Annotated in this window: 15 protein-coding genes; 5 read left to right on the plus strand and 10 right to left on the minus strand. The window is 60.4% G+C overall.

What is annotated here, in order from left to right; translation table 11 throughout:
- Window positions 1-22 precede the first annotated feature (22 nt).
- From K290_RS0104805 to K290_RS0104815, 3 genes are all read left to right on the plus strand, one after another.
- Window positions 23-781, plus strand: coding sequence for a response regulator transcription factor (locus tag K290_RS0104805; RefSeq protein WP_028750829.1), 759 nt, complete (start codon window positions 23-25; stop codon window positions 779-781).
- On the plus strand, window positions 778-2,193 hold the full coding sequence (locus tag K290_RS0104810) for a sensor histidine kinase (protein ID WP_028750830.1): 1,416 nt from the start codon (window positions 778-780) through the stop codon (window positions 2,191-2,193). Before K290_RS0104805 ends, K290_RS0104810 begins: the two co-directional genes overlap by 4 nt.
- A gap of 139 nt (window positions 2,194-2,332) precedes the next feature.
- Window positions 2,333-5,290 (plus strand): bifunctional [glutamine synthetase] adenylyltransferase/[glutamine synthetase]-adenylyl-L-tyrosine phosphorylase, encoded by a 2,958-nt coding sequence (locus K290_RS0104815; RefSeq protein ID WP_028750831.1) that lies wholly within the window; start codon window positions 2,333-2,335, stop codon window positions 5,288-5,290.
- A gap of 1 nt (window position 5,291) precedes the next feature.
- Here K290_RS0104815 and K290_RS0104820 read toward each other — a convergent pair whose 3' ends face one another.
- From K290_RS0104820 to K290_RS33810, 3 genes are all read right to left on the minus strand, one after another.
- A complete protein-coding gene (locus K290_RS0104820) occupies window positions 5,292-7,607 on the minus strand; it encodes a PAS domain-containing sensor histidine kinase (protein ID WP_028750832.1) in 2,316 nt (771 codons plus the stop codon).
- Between the two features lie 230 nt (window positions 7,608-7,837).
- Window positions 7,838-10,486: an aminopeptidase N gene (gene pepN / locus K290_RS0104825; RefSeq protein ID WP_028750833.1), complete on the minus strand. Its 2,649-nt coding sequence runs from the start codon at window positions 10,484-10,486 to the stop codon at window positions 7,838-7,840.
- Between the two features lie 317 nt (window positions 10,487-10,803).
- Entirely contained in the window at window positions 10,804-12,042 is a 1,239-nt protein-coding gene (locus K290_RS33810) for an MFS transporter (protein WP_037134914.1), read from the minus strand.
- A 336-nt stretch (window positions 12,043-12,378) separates the two neighbouring features.
- Between K290_RS33810 and K290_RS33815 the strand changes: the two genes are divergently transcribed.
- Window positions 12,379-13,251: a hypothetical protein gene (locus K290_RS33815; protein ID WP_037134918.1), complete on the plus strand. Its 873-nt coding sequence runs from the start codon at window positions 12,379-12,381 to the stop codon at window positions 13,249-13,251.
- 103 nt (window positions 13,252-13,354) lie between these two features.
- Here the strand turns inward: K290_RS33815 and K290_RS37830 are convergent, their stop codons facing one another.
- The 7 genes from K290_RS37830 to K290_RS0104870 all read right to left on the minus strand — a co-directional run bounded on the left by K290_RS37830 (window position 13,355) and on the right by K290_RS0104870 (window position 21,906).
- Window positions 13,355-13,519 (minus strand): hypothetical protein, encoded by a 165-nt coding sequence (locus tag K290_RS37830; RefSeq protein ID WP_172831042.1) that lies wholly within the window; start codon window positions 13,517-13,519, stop codon window positions 13,355-13,357.
- Between the two features lie 4 nt (window positions 13,520-13,523).
- Window positions 13,524-13,715 (minus strand): hypothetical protein, encoded by a 192-nt coding sequence (locus tag K290_RS36095; RefSeq protein ID WP_081670229.1) that lies wholly within the window; start codon window positions 13,713-13,715, stop codon window positions 13,524-13,526.
- A 142-nt stretch (window positions 13,716-13,857) separates the two neighbouring features.
- On the minus strand, window positions 13,858-14,745 hold the full coding sequence (locus K290_RS0104850) for a uracil-DNA glycosylase (protein WP_028750836.1): 888 nt from the start codon (window positions 14,743-14,745) through the stop codon (window positions 13,858-13,860).
- 55 nt (window positions 14,746-14,800) lie between these two features.
- Entirely contained in the window at window positions 14,801-16,090 is a 1,290-nt protein-coding gene (locus K290_RS0104855; protein WP_028750837.1) for an Hsp70 family protein, read from the minus strand.
- A gap of 241 nt (window positions 16,091-16,331) precedes the next feature.
- The gene (locus K290_RS0104860; RefSeq protein ID WP_028750838.1) at window positions 16,332-19,451 is read right to left on the minus strand and encodes an efflux RND transporter permease subunit; all 3,120 of its coding nucleotides are present in this window, start codon (window positions 19,449-19,451) and stop codon (window positions 16,332-16,334) included.
- Entirely contained in the window at window positions 19,448-20,692 is a 1,245-nt protein-coding gene (locus tag K290_RS0104865; RefSeq protein WP_028750839.1) for an efflux RND transporter periplasmic adaptor subunit, read from the minus strand. The genes K290_RS0104860 and K290_RS0104865 overlap by 4 nt, the downstream gene beginning before the upstream one ends.
- Window positions 20,693-21,117: 425 nt before the next feature.
- Window positions 21,118-21,906 (minus strand): SDR family oxidoreductase, encoded by a 789-nt coding sequence (locus K290_RS0104870; RefSeq protein ID WP_028750840.1) that lies wholly within the window; start codon window positions 21,904-21,906, stop codon window positions 21,118-21,120.
- Between the two features lie 284 nt (window positions 21,907-22,190).
- Between K290_RS0104870 and K290_RS37175 the strand changes: the two genes are divergently transcribed.
- The coding region (locus tag K290_RS37175; RefSeq protein WP_154668555.1) for an FAD-binding protein at window positions 22,191-22,298 on the plus strand (108 nt) is incomplete at its 3' end.

Consider the following 22,298-nt stretch of genomic DNA (forward strand, 5'->3'; position numbering starts at 1 on the left):
TTGCTTTCAGGGCAGGTAGAAGATGACAACCGCTGGCCAACATGCTGTGAACTCCTCCGATTCCGGTTGTGCTGAGGCATCGCCGACGGGTAATGTTGCCCATATGAAGATTTTGATTATCGAAGATGATCTCGAGGCTGCCGCCTATCTCACCAAGGCGTTTCGCGAGGCCGGCATTGTCGCCGACCATGCGAGCGACGGTGAGAGCGGCCTGTTCATGGCCACCGAGAACGCCTACGATGTCGCCATCATCGATCGCATGCTGCCGCGCCGCGATGGTCTTTCCGTCATCAGCGAGTTGCGCCGCAAGGGCGTGCATACGCCTGTTCTCATTCTCTCCGCTCTCGGCCAGGTCGACGACCGCGTCACCGGCCTGCGTGCAGGCGGCGACGACTATTTGCCGAAGCCCTACGCGTTCAGCGAGTTGCTCGCCCGCGTCGAAGTTCTCGGCCGCCGCAAGGGCACCCCGGAACAGGATGTGCTCTATCGTGTCGGCGATCTCGAACTCGACCGGCTGTCGCATGAGGTTCGCCGCGGCGGCAAGGAGATCCTTCTGCAGCCGCGCGAATTCCGCCTGCTGGAATATCTGATGAAGAACGCCGGCCAGGTGGTGACGCGCACCATGCTTCTCGAAAACGTCTGGGATTACCATTTCGATCCCCAGACGAACGTGATCGACGTACACGTCTCGCGCTTGCGTTCGAAGATCGAAAAAGATTTCAGCCAGCCGCTGCTGAAAACGATCCGCGGCGCCGGCTACATGATCAAGGACGAGGGATGAGCCGCTTTCGCGTTCTCTTCAAGTCCACCGCAGTCCGCCTTTCCGCCCTTTACATCCTTCTTTTTGCGCTCTGCGCCGCCACGCTCGTCTTCTACGTAACGGCCATGTCGGAACGGTTGTTGACGGGGCAGATCCGGGATGCCGTGCAGCAGGAGGTCAATCAGGTCAAGCGCGCCTACGATGTCGGCGGCCTGAACCTGCTACTGCGCACAATGGAACGCCGTGCGCGCCAGCCGGGTGCCAATCTTTATGTCATCGCCAGCCCCTCCGGCGATATCCTTGCCGGCAACGTCGCTTCGGTCCAACCCGGCGTCCTCGGCGAGGCAGGTTGGACGGAATTGCCGTTCATCTATGAGCGCTATACCGACTCCGGCCCGGACCTCGAACGGCGACATCTGGCGATCGCCAACATCTTCCTGCTCGACAATGGCCTGCGCATCCTGATCGGCCGCGACTTGGGCGAGCCGGAACGCTTCCGGGTGCTCGTGCGCCAGGCCTTGATGCTGGCGCTGGCGATCATGGGGCTTGGCGCGCTCGTCATCTGGTTCGGTATTGGCCGCAACGCACTGAAGCGCATTGACCGCATGACCGACGCCAGCCGCAAAATCATGGCCGGCGATCTCTCGCAGCGGCTGCCGGTCGGCGGCTCCGGCGATGAATTCGACCGCATGTCGGCATCGCTGAACTCGATGCTGGAACGCATCGAGAAACTGAACGAAGGCTTGCGGCAGGTGTCGGACAACATCGCCCATGATTTGAAAACACCTCTGACGCGGCTACGCAACAAGGCAGCCGACGCGCTCGACAATGCCAACAGCGACGGACGCCGTGTTGCGCTGGAGGGTATCATCGGCGAGTCCGATCAATTGATCCGCACATTCAATGCGCTGCTGATGATTTCCCGTGTCGAAGCCGGTTCCGTCGCCGCCGAGATGACCGGCGTCGACCTCTCTTCCATTGTCGCGGACACGGCCGAGCTTTACGAGCCTGTCGCCGAGGAAGCGGGCCTGACGCTGACGACTGATATCGAGCCTGATGTCGAGGTGCAGGGCAATCGCGAGCTGATCGGGCAGGCGATCTTCAATCTGATCGACAATGCCGTCAAATATGCCTCGGGCTGTCCCGGCAAACAGACGGTCGTGTTGAAACTCTCGCGTACGCCTGATGCCGTGAACCTCGCCGTCGCGGACCACGGTCCGGGCATCCCTGCCCACCAGCGAACGGAGGTGGTCAAACGCTTCATCCGCCTGGACGAAAGCCGCTCGAAGCCGGGCACCGGCCTTGGTCTTGCTTTGGTGGAAGCAGTGATGGAGCTGCATGGCGGGCGGCTGGAACTGTCCGATACCGATCCGGCCACCCCCGACGCTCGCGGCCTGACGGTAACCATGATCTTCCCCACGCAGGAACAATAGATTAATCCTGCCCTACCGGATTGCCTCATGCATGATCTCTGTATCGGCTTCCGATTCTAGAGATCATGCAGGATTCAAGATGTGACTGCGTGCCTTGCACGTCCGATCGGACCTACGGGCGCCGTTGGAGGAGAGCTGCATGACGACGGAAAGCGATTTTCTGCAGGATGTTCCGCCCGGGCGGCTTCGCCCGCTCAATCAGACGGAGCTGAAGGCGACGCTCGCCGACCTCAAGGATATTGCCGCATCGGAACCGGCAATCGCCGCTCTTCTCGGCAGTGACGGTCCGCTCCGCGACTTCATTGTCGCCGCACTGACGCTCTCGCCATATCTTCGCGAAACCGCCAATCTCGACCCGGCGCTCCTCGTCGCGGCGATCAGCAAATCGCTGTCGTCGCAGATCGAGCTTCTGGTGGCCGCGGCACGCCGCGCGTGGCTGCCCGCGCAGGACGGTGCACCGTCGCCTGCAGAATCCGAGGTCATGAGCCGTTTGCGCATCGCCAAACGCCGCGCCTCGTTCCTGATCGCGCTTGCCGATCTCGCCCGCATTTTCGACGGCAGAGCGACGACGCGCTGGTTGAGCGCCCTTGCCGAAGCCTCGATTTCGGCAGCGATCGACCATCTGCTCCTGTCGTCGCATGAAACGGGCAAGATCGTTCTCCGCGACCCCTCGACGCCAAGCCGCGGTTCCGGCCTGATCGTGCTCGGCATGGGCAAGCTCGGCGCCGAGGAGCTGAATTATTCCTCCGATATCGATCTGGTCGTTTTCTTCGACGAAATGGCCGGCATCGTTCCCAATTCCGAGGATGCGATCGACATCTTCCCGCGGCTGATGCGTCGCCTGGTGCGCATCCTGCAGGAGCGGACCGCCGATGGCTACGTTTTTCGCACCGATCTTCGCCTGCGCCCCGATCCGGGCTCCACGCCGCTTGCTATCCCCATCGAGGCGGCCATGATTTATTATGAGGGCAGGGGGCAGAACTGGGAACGTGCCGCCTTCATCAAGGCACGCGCCGTCGGCGGAGACATCGCGGCAGGCCAGGCCTTCATCCGCGACCTCGTGCCCTTCGTTTTCCGCAAATATCTCGATTATGCGGCGATATCGGATATCCATTCCATCAAGCGGCAGATCCATGCGCATAAGGGGCACGGCGCGATTGCCGTCAAGGGCCATAACGTCAAACTCGGCCGCGGCGGTATCCGCGAAATCGAGTTCTTCGTGCAGACGCAGCAGCTGATCGCCGGCGGCCGCATGCCGGCATTGCGCGGCCGCGCCACCGAAGGAACATTGGCTGAGCTGACCAAGGCGAAGTGGATCGATGCGGAAACGCGCGACGAACTGACAGAGGCCTATTGGTTTCTGCGTGATGTCGAGCACCGCATCCAGATGGTGCGTGACGAGCAGACGCATCTGCTTCCCGAAACGGATGTCGAGTTGAAGCGCATCGCCTTCATGATGGGCTTTTCCGATCTACCCAGCTTTTCCGAGGCGTTGGTTGCCACGCTGAAGACAGTGGAGCGGCGCTATGCCCGCTTGTTCGAGCAGGAGACCAAGCTTTCGACCGAAACCGGCAACCTCGTGTTCACCGGTCAGGGCGACGATCCCGATACGCTGAAGACGCTGCGCCGCCTCGGCTTCGAGCGTCCTTCCGATATTTCCCATGTCATCCGCACATGGCACTATGGCCGCTATCGGGCCACGCAATCAGTCGAGGCCCGTGAGCGATTGACCGAATTGACGCCGGAATTGCTGCGCGTGTTCGGTGAGAGCAAGCGAGCGGACGACGCGCTGCTGCGTTTCGACAATTTCATCTCCGGCCTGCCGGCGGGCATTCAGCTTTTCTCGCTCCTCAGTACAAATCCGGTGTTGCTCTCGCTCATCGTCAACATCATGTCTTCGGCGCCGCGGCTTGCGGAAATCATCGCCGCTAAGCCGCATGTCTTTGACGGCATGTTGGATCCCGGGCTGATGGCGGAGCTGCCGACGCGCGATTACTTGGCCGAGCGGATTAATAGCTTTCTGGCGCCGGCGGGACACTATGAGGAGGTGCTGGACCGGCTGCGCATCTTCGCCTCGGAACAGCGTTTCCTGATCGGCATCCGCCTGCTGACGGGCTCTATCGCCGGCATCATGGCCGCCCGCGCCTTCACCCATCTTGCCGATCTGATCGTGGAAGCGGCCTTGAACGCCGTCATGAAGGAAATCCAAGCCGCCCACGGCGATTATCCCGGCGGCCGTGTCGCCATCGTCGGCATGGGCAAGCTCGGCAGCTTCGAGCTTACTGCAGGTTCGGATATCGATATTATCCTGCTTTATGACTATGACGATGATGTCGGCGAATCCACCGGGCCAAAGCCGCTCGACGCGACGCGCTATTTTACCCGTATGACCCAGCGGCTGATGGCTGCACTCTCCGCGCCGACGGCCGAGGGCGTGCTCTACGAGGTCGACATGCGCCTGCGTCCATCCGGCAACAAAGGCCCGGTCGCAACGCGCATCAACTCCTTCGAGAAGTATCAGCGCGGCGAGGCTTGGACCTGGGAGCATATGGCGCTATCCCGTGCACGGCTGATCTGCGGTAATGAGGACCTCGTGCTGCATGCGGAGCGGATCATCGGCGAGGTGCTTTCGACAAAACGTGATATTCCCAAGGTCGCCAGGGATGTCACCGAGATGCGGGCGCTGATCGAAGAGGAAAAACCGCCCGTGAGCATTTGGCATCTGAAGCTCATCCCCGGCGGCCTGATCGATATCGAATTCATCGCGCAATATTTGCGGCTGATCGCGCCCGCCCGCGGCGTCGGCATCGACGCCAACGGTCTCAGCACCGGCGAGGCGCTCAAACTGCTCGGCGGCAGCTTGATGAACCGGAACGATCTCGACCTTTGCCTGGAGGCGCTGCATCTTTATACCGAATTGTCTCAATTGGTCCGGCTCTGCGTCGACGGACCGTTCGATCCGGAGAAGGCGCCTTCCGGGCTCATCGAGCTCGTTTGCCGCGCCGGCGATTGCCCCGACATCAAGACGCTGGAAGCGGAGTTGAAGCGGCTTTCGAAAGCGGTGCGCAAAGTTTTCCAGTCGGTTGTGAAGGCGTAGCTTAACCCGCGTCCGGAATTCGAATGGCGATCACGGTGCCGATGCCTTCGCGCGAGCGGATGCGCATGCGGCCGCGATGCAGTGTCGTCAGCGACCGTGAAATGGCAAGCCCAAGGCCCGAACCGCCCTTGCTCTTGGCATATTGATTTTGCACTTGCTCGAACGGCTGGCCGATCTTGCCGAGCGCCGACTTCGGAATGCCGATGCCGGTGTCGGCGATCGTCAGCATCACCGCGTCATCGACCTTGCGCGTGCGCACCGCGATGCGGCCGCCGTCATTGGTAAACTTGACCGCATTGGAGAGGAGATTGAGCAGTATCTGTTTCATGGCGCGGCGATCGGCCGTCAGCTTGATGCCGGAGGAGATGCGCTGTTCGACGAGGATGTTCTTGTAGGTGGCCGGAATGGCGGTAAAGCGCAGGCATTCCTCGATCAACGGCGCAAGATCAATCCGCTCGCAGGAGAGCTTGAGGTGGCCCGCCTCGATCTTCGACATGTCGAGAATGTCGTTGATGACGTTCAATAGGTGCTTGCCGCTGTCGTGGATATCCTTGGCATATTCATTGTATTTCGACGAGCCCAGCGGGCCGAACATCTGATCCTGCAGAATTTCGGAGAAGCCGAGGATGGCGTTGAGCGGCGTGCGCAGCTCATGCGACATGTTGGCGAGGAATTCGGATTTGGCCTTATTGGCGGCTTCGGCGCGTTCCTTTTCCGCGAGATAATTGGTGTTGGCGGTCGAAAGCTCCGCCTTTTGCCGCTCGAGGATTTGCCGGGAGGCGGAAAGATCGTTGATCGTTGCCATCAACCGGCGCTCGGAATCGCGCAGACGCTCCTGGTTGCGCTTCAACTGCGTGATGTCGGTGCCAACGGAAACGAGGCCGCCGTCGCGGGTGCGGCGTTCGTTGATCTGCAACCAGCGCTCGTCGGCAAGCTGCACTTCCGTCGTTTGCGAATGGTTGGAGCGGCATGGATCGACGATGCGCCGCTCGATGACCGGGCGGGCCGCGGCGGCGTTGACGACGGCGCGTTCGGTGCCCGGCACCAGTACGTTGTCCGGAAGGCCGTAAGCCTGCTGGAAGTGGCCGTTGCACATGACCAGGCGATCGTTCTTGTCCCAGAGCACGAAAGCTTCCGAGGTGCATTCGATCGCATCGGCCAAACGCTGGTCTGCCTCGGCATAGCGCTGCGCCAGCCGATGCTGTTCGGTGACATCCATAGCGATGCCGATCATGTGGACATGACCAGAATTGGTGCGGATGACCTGGGCGCGGGCGCGCATCCAGACATAGTGTCCCTTGGCATGGCGAATACGCAGGATCTGATCCACCTGGCCGGCGGTGCCGCGGGTGACCGAGCGAGCCAGTACATGCAAGCTATTGTCATCGGGATGCATCAGCCGGGCCGCATCGATGAAGGACAGCGGCCGATCGGCAGCCGGCAGGCCGAGCATGTCGTACATCGACCGCGACCAGAAGAATTCGCGGCTGGCGAAATCGAAATCCCAGAGGCCGCAGCGCCCGCGCGACAGCGCGGTCTCGACGCGCAGATTGGATTCGAGGAAGATCTCGTCGGCATCGCGTGCGCGTTTGACCTGGGTGTAGTAGGCATAGAGGATGACGAGCAGGATGGAGGAAATGCCGGCAAAGAGCGTGACATTGAGTGTCAGCTCATCGCGCCAGAGCTTGTCGATCTGCTCCATCGAAGCGGCCGAGAGGACGAAATCGCCCTTGTCTCCGATCAACGAAATCGCCGCATAGAAGGGCGCGCCGTCGATCATCGTCTCGATCACGCCGGCATGGTCGCCGAAGCTTCTGATGGTCGACACCTCAGGGAAGAAATCGGAGATCGTCAAACCGATATAGGCGGAGCCGGCGGACGAGGAACCGAAGACACGGCCGCTTGCCTGCACGAGCAGGATGAATGCGCCGGTGTCGAGCCGATCCTGTGGAAGGTAAGCCGCGAGTTTCTTTTCCGCGCCGTTGCGGTCGCCGGTCTGAAACAGGCTGGAGTCATTGGAAAAAGCGGCGGCCGCGGCGGCGATGGACAGCGCCGTCGCCTGGCGGGCGGCCGCGGTCATCCGCCCGTGCTCCATCATCATGCCGAAGAAATGCGAGGCCGCGACGACCATCAGAAAGGAGACGATGAGGACGGGAATTACCCGCTTCAGTATATGTTCCGCCTTCGGAAAACGGCGCGAAACGGTCTCCGCCCGTACGCCCGCTCGATCGGTAACACCGCTATGCCAGGATTTCAGACCGTCGAAATTAACACGCAGCCGTCCATCGGCCGCGGTTGCCCGCCGCACGTCCACCATCGCTCTAGCCTTGTCCCTCGTGTGATTCGCAACGCCGCTCGCCCGAATCTGCCTTAATGAATCACTCGTGATTCGCCTTGTCCAGAGGGCAGGGCAAAACTTTCTTAACCATCTGCGATTTCGTGCTTTTTTGCACTCGCAATGGTAAGGCGCCGGCGCCGGGGACTCGTTCCGGCTGAAAAAGGCGAGTTCAAATCGCCCGCCTTGATCTTAGTTAGACAAGTAAAAATTCATTCCTTGAGGATGCGATCGACAATATCGCGAACATCCGTCGAAAGGTTGCCGGCGCGTTCGATTTGCATCAAAGCCGAGCGGGCGTGATCGGCGCGGACAGGCTCCAGCAAGCGCCAGGACCGCATGGAGGTCAGGATTCGCGCTGCCAACTGCGGGTTGCGCTGGTCGATGTCGAGTATTTCTTCCGCAAGGAAGCGATAGCCGGCCCCATCCGCACGACCGAAGCCGGTCGGATTGGCAAAGGCGAAGGTGCCGACGAGGGCGCGCATGCGATTGGGATTGGTGCGCTTGAAAAGTGGCGTTTCCATCAGACCCTGGATCCGCTCCAAGGTCGCTGCGCCCGGAATCGCCGCCTGAATGGCGAACCACTTGTCGATGACCAGCGCATTTCCGGCGAAGCGATCGCGGAAGCCCTCGATCGCCGCCTTGGCTTCCGCTGTCTCGGGGAACCGGTGGGCAAGGATCGTCAGGGCGGCACTGAGATCGGTCATATTGTTCGCTGCGTCAAAGGCCGCTTTGGCGCGGGCCGGCGCGTTGTCCGACTGCGACAGATACGTTAGCGCGGCATTACGCAAGGCTCTGCGTCCGGCGCTGGCGGCGTCCGGGCTGAAGGGCCCTGGCGTCTGCATGTTGTCATAGAGGGCAGCGAAAATGTTTTTACCGGCTTCGGCGATCAGCGCGAGGATGGCCTGACGGCCGGTATGGATCGCATCCGGATCGTTATTGCCGCCGAGTTCGCGGGCGATGTCGGCCTCGCTTGGCAGGGCGAGCGCCTGGGCGCGGAAGGCGGGTTCCAGGCTCTCATCGTTTGCTGCCGCCAAAAGCGCGTCGACGAAGGCTGCGTCGCAGGTGACCGGAATGCCTTGGCGCGCGTCGCGAGCGGCCTGTAGCAGGTTCGGCAGTCCAAGGTCGATCAGCGCCTGCCAGCGGGCGAAGTGGTCGGTTTCATAACGAGCGATCAGCGCCAGGTCCTTGGCGCTCTGGCTGAGTTGAAGATTGATCGGCGTCGAGAAGCTGCGGTTCAGCGACAGCACCGGCCGCGAAGGAATGTCGTGGAACACAGCGGTCTGCGTCCGCGCAGTCAAGTGCAGGACGTCGTCGGTCAGTTCCGCGCCGGTGACCGATGTCGGTGTCAACAGTGCCCCGTCCGCGGCGAAAAGCGCTGTGCGGAGCGGAATATGCATGGGTTCCTTGGTCGCCTGGCCGGGAGTGGCCGGAACCATCTGCTCGAGCGACAGCGTGAAGGACTTGGCTGCCGCGTCATAGGTGCCGGAAGCGGTCACCAGCGGCGTGCCGGCCTGATGATACCAGAGCGAGAACTGCGTCAGGTCGCGCCCGCTCGCATCCTCGAAACACTTGATGAAATCCTCGATCGTCACGGCCTGGCCGTCGTGGCGGTCGAAATAGAGATCCATGCCCTTCTTGAACAGATCGCGGCCGAGGAGCGTGGCGATCATGCGAGTGACTTCGCTGCCCTTCTCGTAGACCGTCGTCGTATAGAAGTTGTTGATCTCGCGATATTTCGTCGGGCGAACCGGATGGGCAAGCGGTCCGCTGTCCTCGGGAAACTGCTCCGATTTCAGATGGCGGACTTCGGCGATGCGCTTGACCGGCCGCGAACGCTGGTCGGCGGAAAATTCGTGGTCGCGATAGACCGTCAGGCCTTCCTTGAGGCAGAGCTGGAACCAGTCGCGGCAGGTGATGCGATTGCCGGTCCAATTGTGGAAATATTCATGCGCGATGATCGCCTCTATATTGGCATAGTCGGCATCAGTGGCGATTTCCGGATCAGCCAGCACGTATTTGTCGTTGAAGACGTTGAGGCCCTTGTTCTCCATCGCCCCCATGTTGAAATCCGAGACGGCGACGATCATGAAGATATCGAGATCGTATTCGCGGCCGAACCGCTCCTCATCCCATTTCATCGAGCGCTTCAGCGCATCCATGGCATAGGCAGCCCGTGGCTCCTTGCCGTGTTCGACATAGATCTTCAGCGCCACTTCACGGCCGGACATCGTGACGAACGTATCCTCGACCAGGCCGAGATCGCCGGCGACAAGCGCAAAGAGATAGCTGGGCTTCGGATGCGGATCGAACCAGGCCGCGAAATGTTTGCCCTCGCCATAGCCGGCACCGCCGAGGAAATTGCCGTTCGACAACAGCAGCGGATTGGCGGCTTTGTCGGCGATGATGTTGACCGTGTAGGGAGCAAGGACGTCGGGGCGGTCAGGGAAATAGGTGATGCGGCGGAAGCCCTCGGCCTCGCACTGTGTGCAATAGATGCCGCCGCTACGGTAGAGCCCCATCAACTGCGTATTAGCTTCGGGGTTGATGACCGTCGTGATCGTCAACTCGAAAGGCGTGCTTTCCGGCAGGTCGCGAACGGTTAGGCTTTCTGCGGTCGCCTCGAATTGGCTGGCCGGAACGTCCACCTGATCGAGCAGCAGCCCCGAGAGGCTGAGTTCGTCGCCGTCGAGCACGAGCGGCGCCTTGGGGTCGGCACCTTCGCGGCGGTGGAAGATCAGCCGCGCTTCGACCTTGGTCTCGGTCGGATGCAGATCGAAGGTGAGGTCCACGCGTTCCAGAACGAAGTCGGTGGGACGGTAATCTGCCAGATGGATGATCTGGCCGGTGTCTGTTCGCATGGTCTATCCTGATCAGGCTTATACTGCGGCGGGCGGCGTTGATCCGAAGCAGCGCTCCGGAGGAAATCCGCGGGCATCATTACATCGAAATCTGAACCAAAGTTAAAGTCATATCGTGGCGCCGCTACAATTCGTGATGGCGAGCGAAGTATTTGCTCAGGAAGGCCACGTTTCATTTCAGGTTGAACGCCGCCTTGATCGCGTCGTCGGCTTCAGTTTTGCTGTCGCAAATACCGGCGGCAGAAACGAGCCCATTCCGCCGATCGTGAAACTCGCTCGGCGGAACTTCGTCGACCCTGGCGGCAGATACTAGGCGATCAGTCGGCCGTGGACTGCATCGTGCGGACTGTCGGTTCGCTGCCCCGGACAGGCAGAGGTATGGACTGGAAGTCCGTCTTTTCGACGCGGCCCTCATGCGGCTTGCGCATGGCGATGCGCCAACCGGCATAGCCGGCATAGAGCGCAAAGGCGAGGGCCAGGAACCAGAGAAGGCCGGATGGCCCGGCAACTTCCATCATTGCGCCGCCAACCAGCGGCCCGGAGACCGTGCCAAGTCCATAAAGCAGCATGATCCCGCTGGAAATGGTGACATATTCGTCGGGCGCTGCGCGGTCGTTGGCATGGGCGACATTGAGCGCATAGATTGGATAGAGCACGGTGCCGATCAAGAAGCCGGCGATATAGAGCGTCAACTGCGCCTGCACGTTGAATAACGTCATGATGGCGCAGGCAAGGACACCGATAACGCCGCAGACGATCATCACATAGCGACGGTCCATCAGGTCCGATATGCGGCCGATCGGCATTTGCGATACCGCGCCGCCGGCGAGCACGCAGGCGAGCAGCGTCGCGCCCTCTGCCGTGTTCATGCCGACATTCTGGGTATAGACCCCGCCAAGGCTGCTCCAAGTGCCGGAAAGGGCGCCCGATAGCAGAGAGCCGACGAAGGCGATCGGCGACAACCGGTAAAGTTTCGGCAGGTCGAACTTGGCCTGATGGATCGGCGTCGGCGACTTGGCGGTCGATAGCGCCGTCGGCAGCATCGCAAGCGCGAAGATGACGCCGCAGAGGATAAAAAGTGAGGTATTGCTGGGATCGCCGAGCGGGACCAGATATTGCCCGCCGATCGAGCCGACCAGACAGGTGATCATGTAGACCGAGAAGATGGTCGCACGGTTGTCGTTGGTGACCCGCTCGTTCAACCAGCTTTCGACAATGAGATAGGCGCCGGCGATGCCGAAGCCGCTGATGCAGCGGAAAACCAGCCAGGCGCGCCAATCGACCATCAATGCGCACAGCAGAATGCCGATGCTGAGCAGCGAAATCAGGGCGCCGAATACGCGCACATGTCCCACCCGCTGCACGAAGCGCGGCGTGATGATGCAGGATATGGTGAAGCCAAAGGTGTAACCGGTGGCAATCACCGAAATGGTGAAGGTCGACCAGCCTTCCGCCACGGAGCGGATCGGAACGACGAAGTTCATCAGGCCATAGCCGACCATCATCAACAGCGTTGACAACATCAGACTGGCGATCGAGACGAGGCTGGCCAGCATTGGGGCGATATTCCGGTCGATTGGTTGAAACGAATGCGGATCGTCAAAAACGCATCTTGCTCTAACGCAGCAATGATGCGCGATCAATCGCGACGGCATCTGACGCGTGTGATGGATATATGCCGTCGTCGCGCAGGGTCATTGAAAAATATGATGGTGAAAGAATGGTTTTAAAGTTAAATTATTTGTTTAACATCCTGTGATAATACTGTTTTCACCTGACTATAGCATGCTATCGAATGTCGGAGCTACGATCTGAGGCGGCAGATTTATTCAAAAAAATGAGAACAATTCCTTCCGATCAGTATTTTAGAAGGGCGCCATAAGGAGGCCCGATTGAGCTTTTCCGTCGAGCAACTTGCTTGCCATCCCGAATTGGTACCCTGCCTGCGTTTTTTGGCGGGGGCGCTGCGGGATCGTTATGACAGCGGACCGCGGATCGCGCGCCTGTTGGCCTCGCATCAACGCTGGCTCCTGACCCAGACGGCCTATGCGCTTCATCTCGAATATGATGCGGCCGTAGCCGGCTCCGGGCTGACCGTCGTCAGGCTCCGCGATGTCATTACGCAATACCGCGTTGCCAGCCGCAACACAGTACTGAGCTATATCGAAGAACTGCTGACGTATCGCTTCCTCGTTCCCGCTGCCGGCATTGTCCGGCGTCCGCGTCGCTACGAGCCGACCGAAGTCAGTCAAACCGCGATGTTCAGTTGGTATCTCGCCAATCTCGCCGCGCTCGACCTGCTCGACAATGGTGACCGTGCCGCGATGCTTGCCGCTCATCCGGTACTGATCGATCTGGCGCAGCCGCGCATGGCGCGCCGCTGCCTGGAGACATCCGCCTGGCGCGAGCCGCCGGAGCGTGTCGGTTTATTTCTCTGGACGGAAGCAGGCGGCCTCGTGATGGACCATCTCGTCGCCCGGCTGGATCTGAGTACGGAGGTGGATGGACGCGTCAATCTCGGCCGAATCGATACACGGGCAATTGCCGCGCAGTTCATGATGTCGCGTACTCATTTGCAGCGTCTTTTGCGCAAGGCTGCCGATGGCGGCGGTCTCGGTTGGTATGACGAACCCAAAAAGACACGCCTTTGGATGTCACGTGACTTTCTTGATGAATATTGCCGTTGGCAGGCTGTAAAGCTCGCGGCTGTGGATGAAGCTTTTACGTGGGCGCAATCGGCAGCGGCCTGTGCCGTTTCGGCATAGCAACACGCGAAAAAACGCCGGATTCCCCGGCGCTACTTCATGAAAATCTATTATGAAATCCGAAACTGAAGGGGCAGCACCATCGCGTCCGCCTCTTCGAAATCTACAACGGGATGGCTGCAGTCGCAGCATGTGCCGGGCCAAGATCGTTCTTGTCGCCCTTGCGCAGGCTGCTGGCGCGCTCGAATTCCTCTGCTGCCCGCACCGCGCAGCCGATATGCCCCACGCAGTCGAGGAGAATGAAAAACGAGCGCAAACCTAACGACACGATATCAGCACTCACGGAAGTCGGCGAATATAGCGGTTGGACGGGCAATGCGGGCAGACATCCCGGTGCCGCGAGCAGTCATTTGCTCATTGGCGGCAATGCCGAGGCTGCGATGGCCGTTGGTGGCGCGCACGGGTACGATGACGCGACGCAGGGTATCAAACCCGCTATGGATAGGACGGAAACGAGCAGTCATGGCCTTGGTTCCTTTCAAATTTCCTCCCAAGACACGCCGTATATATTGCAATGCAGCATTGATTCCGCAATGCACAAGGCCGGAATACTGCCATGCAAAGAACGCATGGCAAATTTCATCTTCCGTTAACATCGATGAAAAATTAGCTCAAATCTGCGTCGATACGGCTTTTGAAAGTCAAAAGATCATTCCAGGCCAATCGCTTGTTGATTGGAGCAGTCAGCAATTCCTGGGGATGAAGACTTGCGATTGCCGGTATCGCTCGGCCGGCGATCGGCACGTCCCGCCATTGGCCGCGCAAGCCGTGAATCGTTTCGTTGCTTTCGAAGAAGTGACGAGCGGTGAAATTGCCAAGCAGCAGCAGGGCTTTCGGCTCCGCGAGCGCGATCTGCCGTTCGATGAAGGGGCGGCATATCTCGACTTCCGGTGCTGACGGCGCACGATTTCCGGGCGGCCGCCAGGGAATGACATTGGTGAGCAGGATGCCGTCTCGCTTAAGACCGATGGCGGCCAGCATCTTGTCGAGCAATTGTCCGGTTCGTCCGGCAAAGGGCAGGCCTTCACGGTCGTCGTCGGCGCTGGGCATCGGGCCGACCACGATGATGCGGCCTTCGGCGCTGCCGCTGGCAAAGACGGTCGAGCGCGCGCTGTTTTTCAGATTGCAGCCGTTGAAGGCCTCCAGTGCCGTCTTGAGTTCGCTGAGCGACCGGGCGCTTTCGGCGGCGAATCGCGCCTGCTCGACAGCTTGCTCATCAGGGATGGCCGGGGCGCTTCGCGGCGACATCGGCGGGGCGGCCGTCTGCGCGGCCTGGCGACGTTCCGGCTGCGTTGCCGGGCCTGTAGCGGGTGGCGGCGGCTCGACTCGCGGCTGGACTGTCGGCCGGGCGCCTTGGCGAGCGGCCTTCATCGCTGCGAATTCGGCAAAGCGATCAACGGCCTCCTCTTCGAGCAGCCATTCGACGCCTGCATCCGCATGAAAATGCAGAAGGGCGGCAAGTTCGGCCGGAGTGAGGTCGTTGGCGGAGATCATGGGCGAACTCTAGCCAAAGCAGCGGAAGAACGAAAGGGCAGGGTGTACGCCACCCTCACGCCGTCCACTGACTGATGTCGTCGCGCTCGCCGATTAAGGCGAGGCCGTGCGCGATCGACAGCAGCTCGCCGCCGGTTTCGATCCGTTCCTGACCGAAGCGTTCGGTGAAGATGCGGCGCACCGCTGGCACGAAAGAGGTGCCGCCCGTGAGAAACACCTTGTCGATGGCCTCCGGCGCTGTGTTGGTCGTCGCCAGCACCTCATCCAGCGCACCTTCGATCCGGGCGAGATCGTCGGCGATCCAGCTTTCGAAATCGCTGCGGCGCACGGTTTTGCGGCCGGCCTTGCCAAGCGGCGGGAAGTTGAATTCAGCTTCCTCATGGGCTGAAAGCGCCATCTTGGTCGCCGACACGGCCTGATAGAGCGGATAGCCTTCATCGTGTTCGACGAGCTCGATAAAGGTCTCGAGTTTTTCCGGCTCGAGGCTACTGCGCACCAGCGTCTTCAGATCGGCATATTCGCGCGAGGTCTTGAAGATCGATAGCTGGTTCCAGCGGCCGAAATTGGCATAGTAGGAGGTGGGGACTTCCAGCAGCTTGTCGAAGCTCTTGAAGAGGCTGCCCTTGCCGATCGCCGGCGAAACGATGTTGTCGATCATCCGGAAGTCGAAGTGATCGCCGGCAATGCCGACGCCGGAATGGCCGATCGGTGTCGCCGTCAGCTTGCCGCCATGGGTTTCGAAGCGGATCAGCGAATAGTCCGTGGTGCCCCCGCCGAAGTCGGCCACCAGCACAGTCGCATCGGCTTTCAGGTGCTGGGCGAAATAGAAGGCGGCTGCCACCGGTTCGTAGACATAGTGGATTTCCGGAAAGCCGAAGCGTGAGAGCGCCGCATTATAGCGGGCTGTTGCGAGGGAGGCGTCCGGGCTTGCGCCGGCAAAGTGCACCGGCCGGCCTGCGACAATGCGGCCGACATCCGCCGGCCAGCCGTCGCCGGCGTAAGCGCGCAGCCGGCGCACGAATATCTCCATCAAATCCTCGAAAGTGTGGCGCTTGGCGAAGATCAGCGTGCCCTGGAACAGCGCACTTGCCGCAAAAGTCTTGATCGATTGCAGAAAGCGGCAATCGCCGGGATTGTCGATGAACTGTCGGATCGCGGCATGCCCGGCCTCGACCTTCAGCGCGGCAGCACCCAGTCCAGGATCCTTCATGAAGGACAGCGCCGTGCGCATACTGTCGGCAGTGCCGGCGACACTGGTGAAGGCGACCGATTGCGTCGCCGGGCCATCGGCCATCGCCAAAACCGTGTTCGTTGTGCCGAAGTCCAAACCAAGCGCCCGAGCCATGCCCGCACTCCCTTCTGCTGAAAATTTTTTGGAATGGGGCGATGCCCCTTATGGAACGCGAGACGCGCCCTTGTCGTAAAGAGGGCGCGTCATGGCATGGCTGGGCTGCAAGTGCAAGACTTGAGAGAGTATTTGTTTCGGAATGCTCTTGCCCGAAAATCGCTTCTCAGCGTTGGGCGTGCGGTTTCGGGTTCCCGATCATGCGAAACTGAAAAGGGCGCCTCGTGGCGCCCGTCCGTTCTCATTCGGCCGCGATGGCGGTCGGTCTCTCTTCTTCGTGCTGGTGCTTGTCCTTGCGCTTGCCGAGGCGGCCGACGAAGTCGTTCAGGCGGTTCATCTCCAGGAAGATCACCGGCGTGATGAACAGCGTCAGAATCTGCGAGACGACAAGGCCTCCGACGACCGCAATGCCGAGCGGCTGACGCAGTTCCGAGCTTGCGCCACCGCCGACGGCGATCGGCAGCGCGCCGAGCAGGGCGCAGAAGGTGGTCATCATGATCGGACGGAAGCGGCGCACGCAGGCTTCATGGATCGCCTCCGAGGCCGAGATGCCGGCGGTCGATCGAAGCGTTTCGAGCGCCACGTCGATCATCATGATCGCGTTCTTCTTGACGATACCGATCAGCATCAGCAAGCCGATGAGTGCGATGATAGACAGGTCGAAGTCGAAGACCTTCAGGGCAAGCAGCGCGCCGAGCGCGGCTGCAGGCAGGCCGGAAAGGATGGTCAGCGGATGGATGAAGCTCTCATAGAGAACGCCGAGAACCACATAGATCGTCAGAACAGCGGCAAGGATGAGGTAAGGCGTGCTGCCTTGCGACTGCTGGAAGATCTGGGCGGTGCCGCCATAGGACGTGAAAACGTCCGCCGGCATGTTGATGTCCTTCTTGATCTGGTCGATCTGGGCGGTGGCGTCGCCAAGTGCTTCGCCGGCCGGCAGGTTGAAGGAGACGGTCGTGGAAACGAGCTGGCCAGTTTGGTTGATAGTGACCGGGCCGGTTGTGCGCTCGACATGGGCGAAGTTCGACAGCGGTACTAGGGCGCCACTGGACGAGGCGATCTGGATTTCCTGCAGCTTCTGGTCGTCCCAGGGCTTGCTCGTGTCGAACTCGACAATCACGTCGTAGCTGTCGCCGGTGGACTGGATCTGAGCCGCGGCATAACCGCCGAAGCCTTCTTCCAGTGATGTGCGCAACTGATTATTGTTGATCCCGTATTGGGCTGCCTTTTCGGTATCGACAACAATGTTGGCCTGCAATGCATTGTTCTGCTCATCCGAGGCGACGTCCGTGAAGCGCGGGTCTCGTCGCATCGCATCCTGGACTTTGTTAGCCCAGAGATTTGTCTGGTCGGCGCTCAGGGCCTGGATGACGAGCTGATATTGGCTGGCGGTCTGACGGCCGCCGAAGCGGAGGCTTTGCTGAGGCGTGATATAGGCCTTCAGGCCGGCAATCTTGCTGATGCTGGCGCGCAATTCCCGCAGGGTATTGTCCAGCGGTTCTCGTTGGTCCTTAGCCTTGAGCTCCACATACATCGTGCCGTTATTCAGCGGCTGACGCGCGTTGCCGCCGACGATCGACATGACGTGAGCGACGGCCGGATTTTGTTTTACGAGTGCGGCGGCCTGGTTCTGCAGGTCCTGCATTGCCGGATAGGAAATATCCTGCCGCGCCTGCGTCGAAATCGTCAGGCGGCCGATATCTTCGGTCGGGAAGAAGCTCGCCGGCAGTACCATGAAGAGATACGCCGAGAGGGCGACCGAGCCGAAGAAGCTCAGCAGCACCGTGCCGCGATGGCGAAGGCACCAGGCGACGCCTTTGTCATAGCCGCGCTGGGTCCAATCGAAGCCTGCGTTGAAGAGACGTACCGGATAAGGGGGCTCTCCATGGCCCGCCGACAGGCGCGAACTGAGCATGGGGGTGACGGTGAGCGACACGATCGCAGAAGATACAATGGCGATGGCGACGACCATGCCGAACTCGTTGAAGATGCGGCCGACGACGCCGCCCATCAGCAGGATCGGAATGAACACGGCAATCAGCGAAATCGACATCGATATGATCGTATAGCTGACTTCCGCCGACCCTTTGAGCGCCGCCTCGAGCACGGGCATGCCTTCTTCGACATGGCGCAATATGTTCTCAAGCATGACGATGGCGTCGTCCACCACGAGACCGACCGCGAGTGTCAATCCGAGCAGCGAGATATTGTCGATGCTATATCCGAGAATATACATCATGCCGAAGGTCGCAATGAGCGACAGCGGCACGGCAAGGCCGGGGATGATAGTTGCCGTGACATGACCGGTGAAGAGATAGATCACCAGCACGACGAGGCCGATCGTCAGCATCAGCGTGAATTTGACGTCCGATATCGCAGCGCGGATCGGCTGCGCTGAATCGTTCATGACGGTCGTCTTCACCGAGCCCGGAATTTCCGCATGGAGCTGCGGCAATTTGGCGTTGATGGCGTCGACCACATCGACCGTATTGGCATCCGGCTGGCGCTGGATGGCAAGAATGATCGCCCGCTTGCCATCATACCAGGAACCGGCATTGGTGTTTTCCACGCTGTCCTGCACGTCTGCAACGTCACTGAGGTGGATCGGCGCGCCGTTCGGGTTGGCGATGACAAGCGACCGGAACTCCGCGGCATTCGTGCGCTGCGTGTTGGAGTTGATGGTCATGCTCTGCGAATTGTTCTGCAGAGTGCCCACCGGAACCTGGCTGTTGGCGTTGACCAGGGCAGTGTTGACCGTATCGATGCCGATGCTGCGGTCCTGCAGCTTGGCGGGATCGACTTCGACGCGTACGGCATAGGTCTGGGCGCCGAACACCGTCACTTCCGCCACGCCCGGAAGAGTGGACAGTGACGGCGAAATGATATCTTCGGCAATTTCGTCAAGCTTGCTGCGCGGCATCGTATCGCTCTGCACGGCCAGCAGCATGACCGGCGCATCGGCCGGATTGGTCTTGCGATAGCTCGGCGGCACGGTCAGATTGTCGGGCAACTGACGCGTCGCGTGCGAGATTGCGGCCTGGACGTCAGCCGCAGCGGCGTCGATATCGCGGTTGAGGTCGAATTGCAGCACGATGCTGGTGTTGCCGAGCGAGTTCGTCGACGAGATTTCGCTGATGCCGGGAATCGTTTCGAACTGCTTGATCAGCGGCGTCGAAACCGACGTCGCCATGGTCTGCGGCGAGGCGCCAGTCAACTGTGCGGTGACGTTTATGGTCGGAAAGTCGACCTGCGGCAAAGCCGCCACAGGCACGAGGCGATAGCCTGCCCAGCCTGCCATGACCACCCCCAAGGCCAAAAGCGTCGTCGCGACCGGCCGCCTGATGCAGAAGCTGGGGATCATTGCTGCGCTCCGACAGAGATCGTTTCGGTTTTCTGACTCGACTGATCCTCAGCCGAGGCGACTTTCTGCGGCGGGGCATCGCTGAATTGCTCGACGACGCTCTGGCCGTCGTTCAACTGTACCTGACCTTCGGTCACGACGTGGTCGCCTTCCGAAAGGCCCTTGGCGACCGCGCTGTATCCACCATTCTGGCGCGCAACGGTGACCGGTGTCATGTGCACCTTGTTGTCCTTGACGACGAAGGCAAAGAAGCCGTCCGGGCCAGGGCTGACCGCAACCGTTGGCGCGACGAGAACAGGCTGGTTGTCGTTGAAGTGTACGACGATGTTGACGGATTGGCCGGGCCAGATGGCGCCATTGGCATTGTTGAATTTCGCCTTCGCGAGGATCGTTCCGGATGCGGCGTCGACCTGATTGTCATAAAAGCTCATCGCGCCCTCGCGTGACTTGCCTTCAGCCGATCGGGGCACGGTGCTGACGGGGACAGTCCCGGCCTTCATCGCTTCCTCCAGTTCGCGCAGGTGGCTCTCCTGCAGGTGGAACTTGACGTAGATCGGATCGTATTGAGCGATCGACACGATTGCCGTGCCGGCGCTCACATAAGCGCCTACGCTGAGGGTAACATCGCCGAGGCGGCCATCATAGGGCGCGCGGATTTCGGTGTGCTCAAGCAGAACCTGATCGGACGCAAGCTGTGCCTTGTCGCCGTTGACCGTCGCGACAGCGGTATCGCGAGCCGCCACAGCCTGGTCCACCGTCTGCTGCGTGCCGGCGCCATTCAGCAGGGTCTTGGCCCGCGTCAGCGCCGCTTCGGTTTCGGTGAGCGTCGCCTGGTCCTTGGCAAGCGTTGCCTGGTCTTTGTCGACAGACGCCTGGGCCGTACGCGCATCGAGCTTGGCGATCAGGTCGCCGGCCTTGACCATGGCGCCATCCTGAGCCACGATCGAGGTGATAATGCCCGATTCCTGCGCGGCGATCGTCGTCGTGTCCTGCGCGTCGGCCCAGCCAGTGGCGGTAACGTCGTTGGCGAGTGTCCTTTTCGCGACCGCCACAGTCTTGACGACCTGGGTCGTCGCCTGACGCTTGCCGTGGCCGCCGGCATCCGCTGCCTTGCTGCTTTCCTCGGTCTTGGCGGATGCCCTGTCGATTAAAGCGGACACAAAGGGAATACGGTCGCGGTAGCTCCAGACTGCAAGAGCTGCGACAACGAGAAGGCCAAGTGAAAGCCAAAATTTCTTCATATTAAAAACCGGTCGAGGCGAGTTGCAGGAGGCGCGGTCACTTTGAACTGGATCTGTTGCAACGCACAAAAGAGCGCGTTTCACCGGAACCCATCACATCGCCGTTACCGCTAACGTTCGGTATTCTGTCCCTATAACGTGAATTGATGAACGTCAGTTCGCAGTAACCTACCACAGTTCGACAGGGCGAAAAATTAACAGTTGGAAAGCTTTGCGGGAATGCTTCCGTTTGCAGTGCAATAAATAGGCGAAATGACTATTTTTTGATTGCCGCTATGTAATAACAGCAGAGAAACGCTGATCTTTTGCCTTCACCTACCCGGAATCGGCAGAGTTAGTGCCTAGCGCCGGCCCATTTGTTTCTCACGCAATTGTGTTCAGAAGTCCGTTTTTCTGAAGGCGAGGCCTCGCCTTGACTGCGTCTTTTAAAGAGAACGCGCCGCCCCGCCATCGCAGCGGATCATCGAGCCCGTGACATAGCTTGCAGGTTCACTGCAAAGAAAGGCGGCCGTCGCCGCGAATTCCTCGACCCGGCCGTAGCGTCCGGCGGGAATGCGCTGTTGCCGCTCGGCTTCGATCTCCTCCAGGCTTTTTCCGCTGCGTTTGGCCGCCACATTGTCAAGGTCCGCCAGCCGATCGGTGGCAATGCTGCCCGGCAGCAGCATATTCACGGTAATGCCATGCGCCGCCACTTCCGCCGCCAATGTCTTGCTCCAGCCGGCAAGCGCAGGCCGCAGCGTATTGGAAAGTGCCAGATTGGGGATGGGTTCGATGACGCCGGAGGAGGCAACGGTCAGGATGCGTCCCCAACCCTGTGCCTTCATGCCCGGAAGCAGCGTATTGGTCAGCGTGATGACCCGCGCCACCATCGACAGGAAATAGGTTTCCAGTCGGTCGGCGGTCATATCTTCGGAGGTCCCGGGCGTCGGCCCGCCGGTATTGTTGACAAGAATGTCGAGGCCGCCGAGCTTGTCGGTTACCGCCTTGCTGACAGTCTCGACGAACATCTCGTCGTTGAGATCGGCCCAGATCCAATCCGCCCGGCCTTTTCCTTCGGCATTGATGGCCTTGCAATTGCTCTCCAGCCTCTCGCCGCTGCGGCCGCAAAGCAGGACATTCGCACCCTCGCGCGCCAGCGCCACGGCAATGCCATGACCGAGACCCTTGGATGAAGCCAAAACCAGCGCCCGCTTTCCCTTGATGCCGAGATCCATATGTTCACCTCTATGCTGTCCGGATATTTCCAACAGATTTATAGAATGCCGCGAACCCTTTTTGAAAGCCGATAAACAGCAAGCGGAAGCACCGTGATATTGACGTTGACGTAAAGGGAAACTAATTTCCTTGCCAGTTGTGCGAATTGGAGGATCGGCTGTCGCTTCCCGGCTCGACAATCCCCTCCCGTTTTGACAAGAGATAGCCAAACGGGGAAGACGCCCAAAAAGGGAGAAGGCCGCGCCCCAACCAAGCGGAGCCTGGCCAATCGGAGACAGAGTGAATGACTGACGCTAGCGAGCTGCCTGAACGCGAGAGCATGGAATTCGACGTTGTGATCGTCGGCGCGGGGCCGGCGGGGCTGTCGGCGGCGATCCGGCTGAAGCAGGTC

Origin of the sequence: Rhizobium leucaenae USDA 9039 (genome assembly GCF_000426285.1) — a bacterium.
Lineage (GTDB): Bacteria > Pseudomonadota > Alphaproteobacteria > Rhizobiales > Rhizobiaceae > Rhizobium > Rhizobium leucaenae.

Coding starts and splice junctions, on each gene's coding strand:
- K290_RS0104805 (WP_028750829.1), top strand. CDS start 23: ATGACAACCGCTGGCCAACATGCTGTGAACTCCTCCGATTCCGGTTGT.
- K290_RS0104810 (WP_028750830.1), top strand. CDS start 778: ATGAGCCGCTTTCGCGTTCTCTTCAAGTCCACCGCAGTCCGCCTTTCC.
- K290_RS0104815 (WP_028750831.1), top strand. CDS start 2,333: ATGACGACGGAAAGCGATTTTCTGCAGGATGTTCCGCCCGGGCGGCTT.
- K290_RS0104820 (WP_028750832.1), bottom strand. CDS start 7,607: ATGGTGGACGTGCGGCGGGCAACCGCGGCCGATGGACGGCTGCGTGTT.
- pepN (WP_028750833.1), bottom strand. CDS start 10,486: ATGCGAACAGACACCGGCCAGATCATCCATCTGGCAGATTACCGTCCC.
- K290_RS33810 (WP_037134914.1), bottom strand. CDS start 12,042: ATGCTGGCCAGCCTCGTCTCGATCGCCAGTCTGATGTTGTCAACGCTG.
- K290_RS36095 (WP_081670229.1), bottom strand. CDS start 13,715: ATGACTGCTCGTTTCCGTCCTATCCATAGCGGGTTTGATACCCTGCGT.
- K290_RS0104850 (WP_028750836.1), bottom strand. CDS start 14,745: ATGATCTCCGCCAACGACCTCACTCCGGCCGAACTTGCCGCCCTTCTG.
- K290_RS0104855 (WP_028750837.1), bottom strand. CDS start 16,090: ATGGCTCGGGCGCTTGGTTTGGACTTCGGCACAACGAACACGGTTTTG.
- K290_RS0104860 (WP_028750838.1), bottom strand. CDS start 19,451: ATGATCCCCAGCTTCTGCATCAGGCGGCCGGTCGCGACGACGCTTTTG.
- K290_RS0104865 (WP_028750839.1), bottom strand. CDS start 20,692: ATGAAGAAATTTTGGCTTTCACTTGGCCTTCTCGTTGTCGCAGCTCTT.
- K290_RS0104870 (WP_028750840.1), bottom strand. CDS start 21,906: ATGGATCTCGGCATCAAGGGAAAGCGGGCGCTGGTTTTGGCTTCATCC.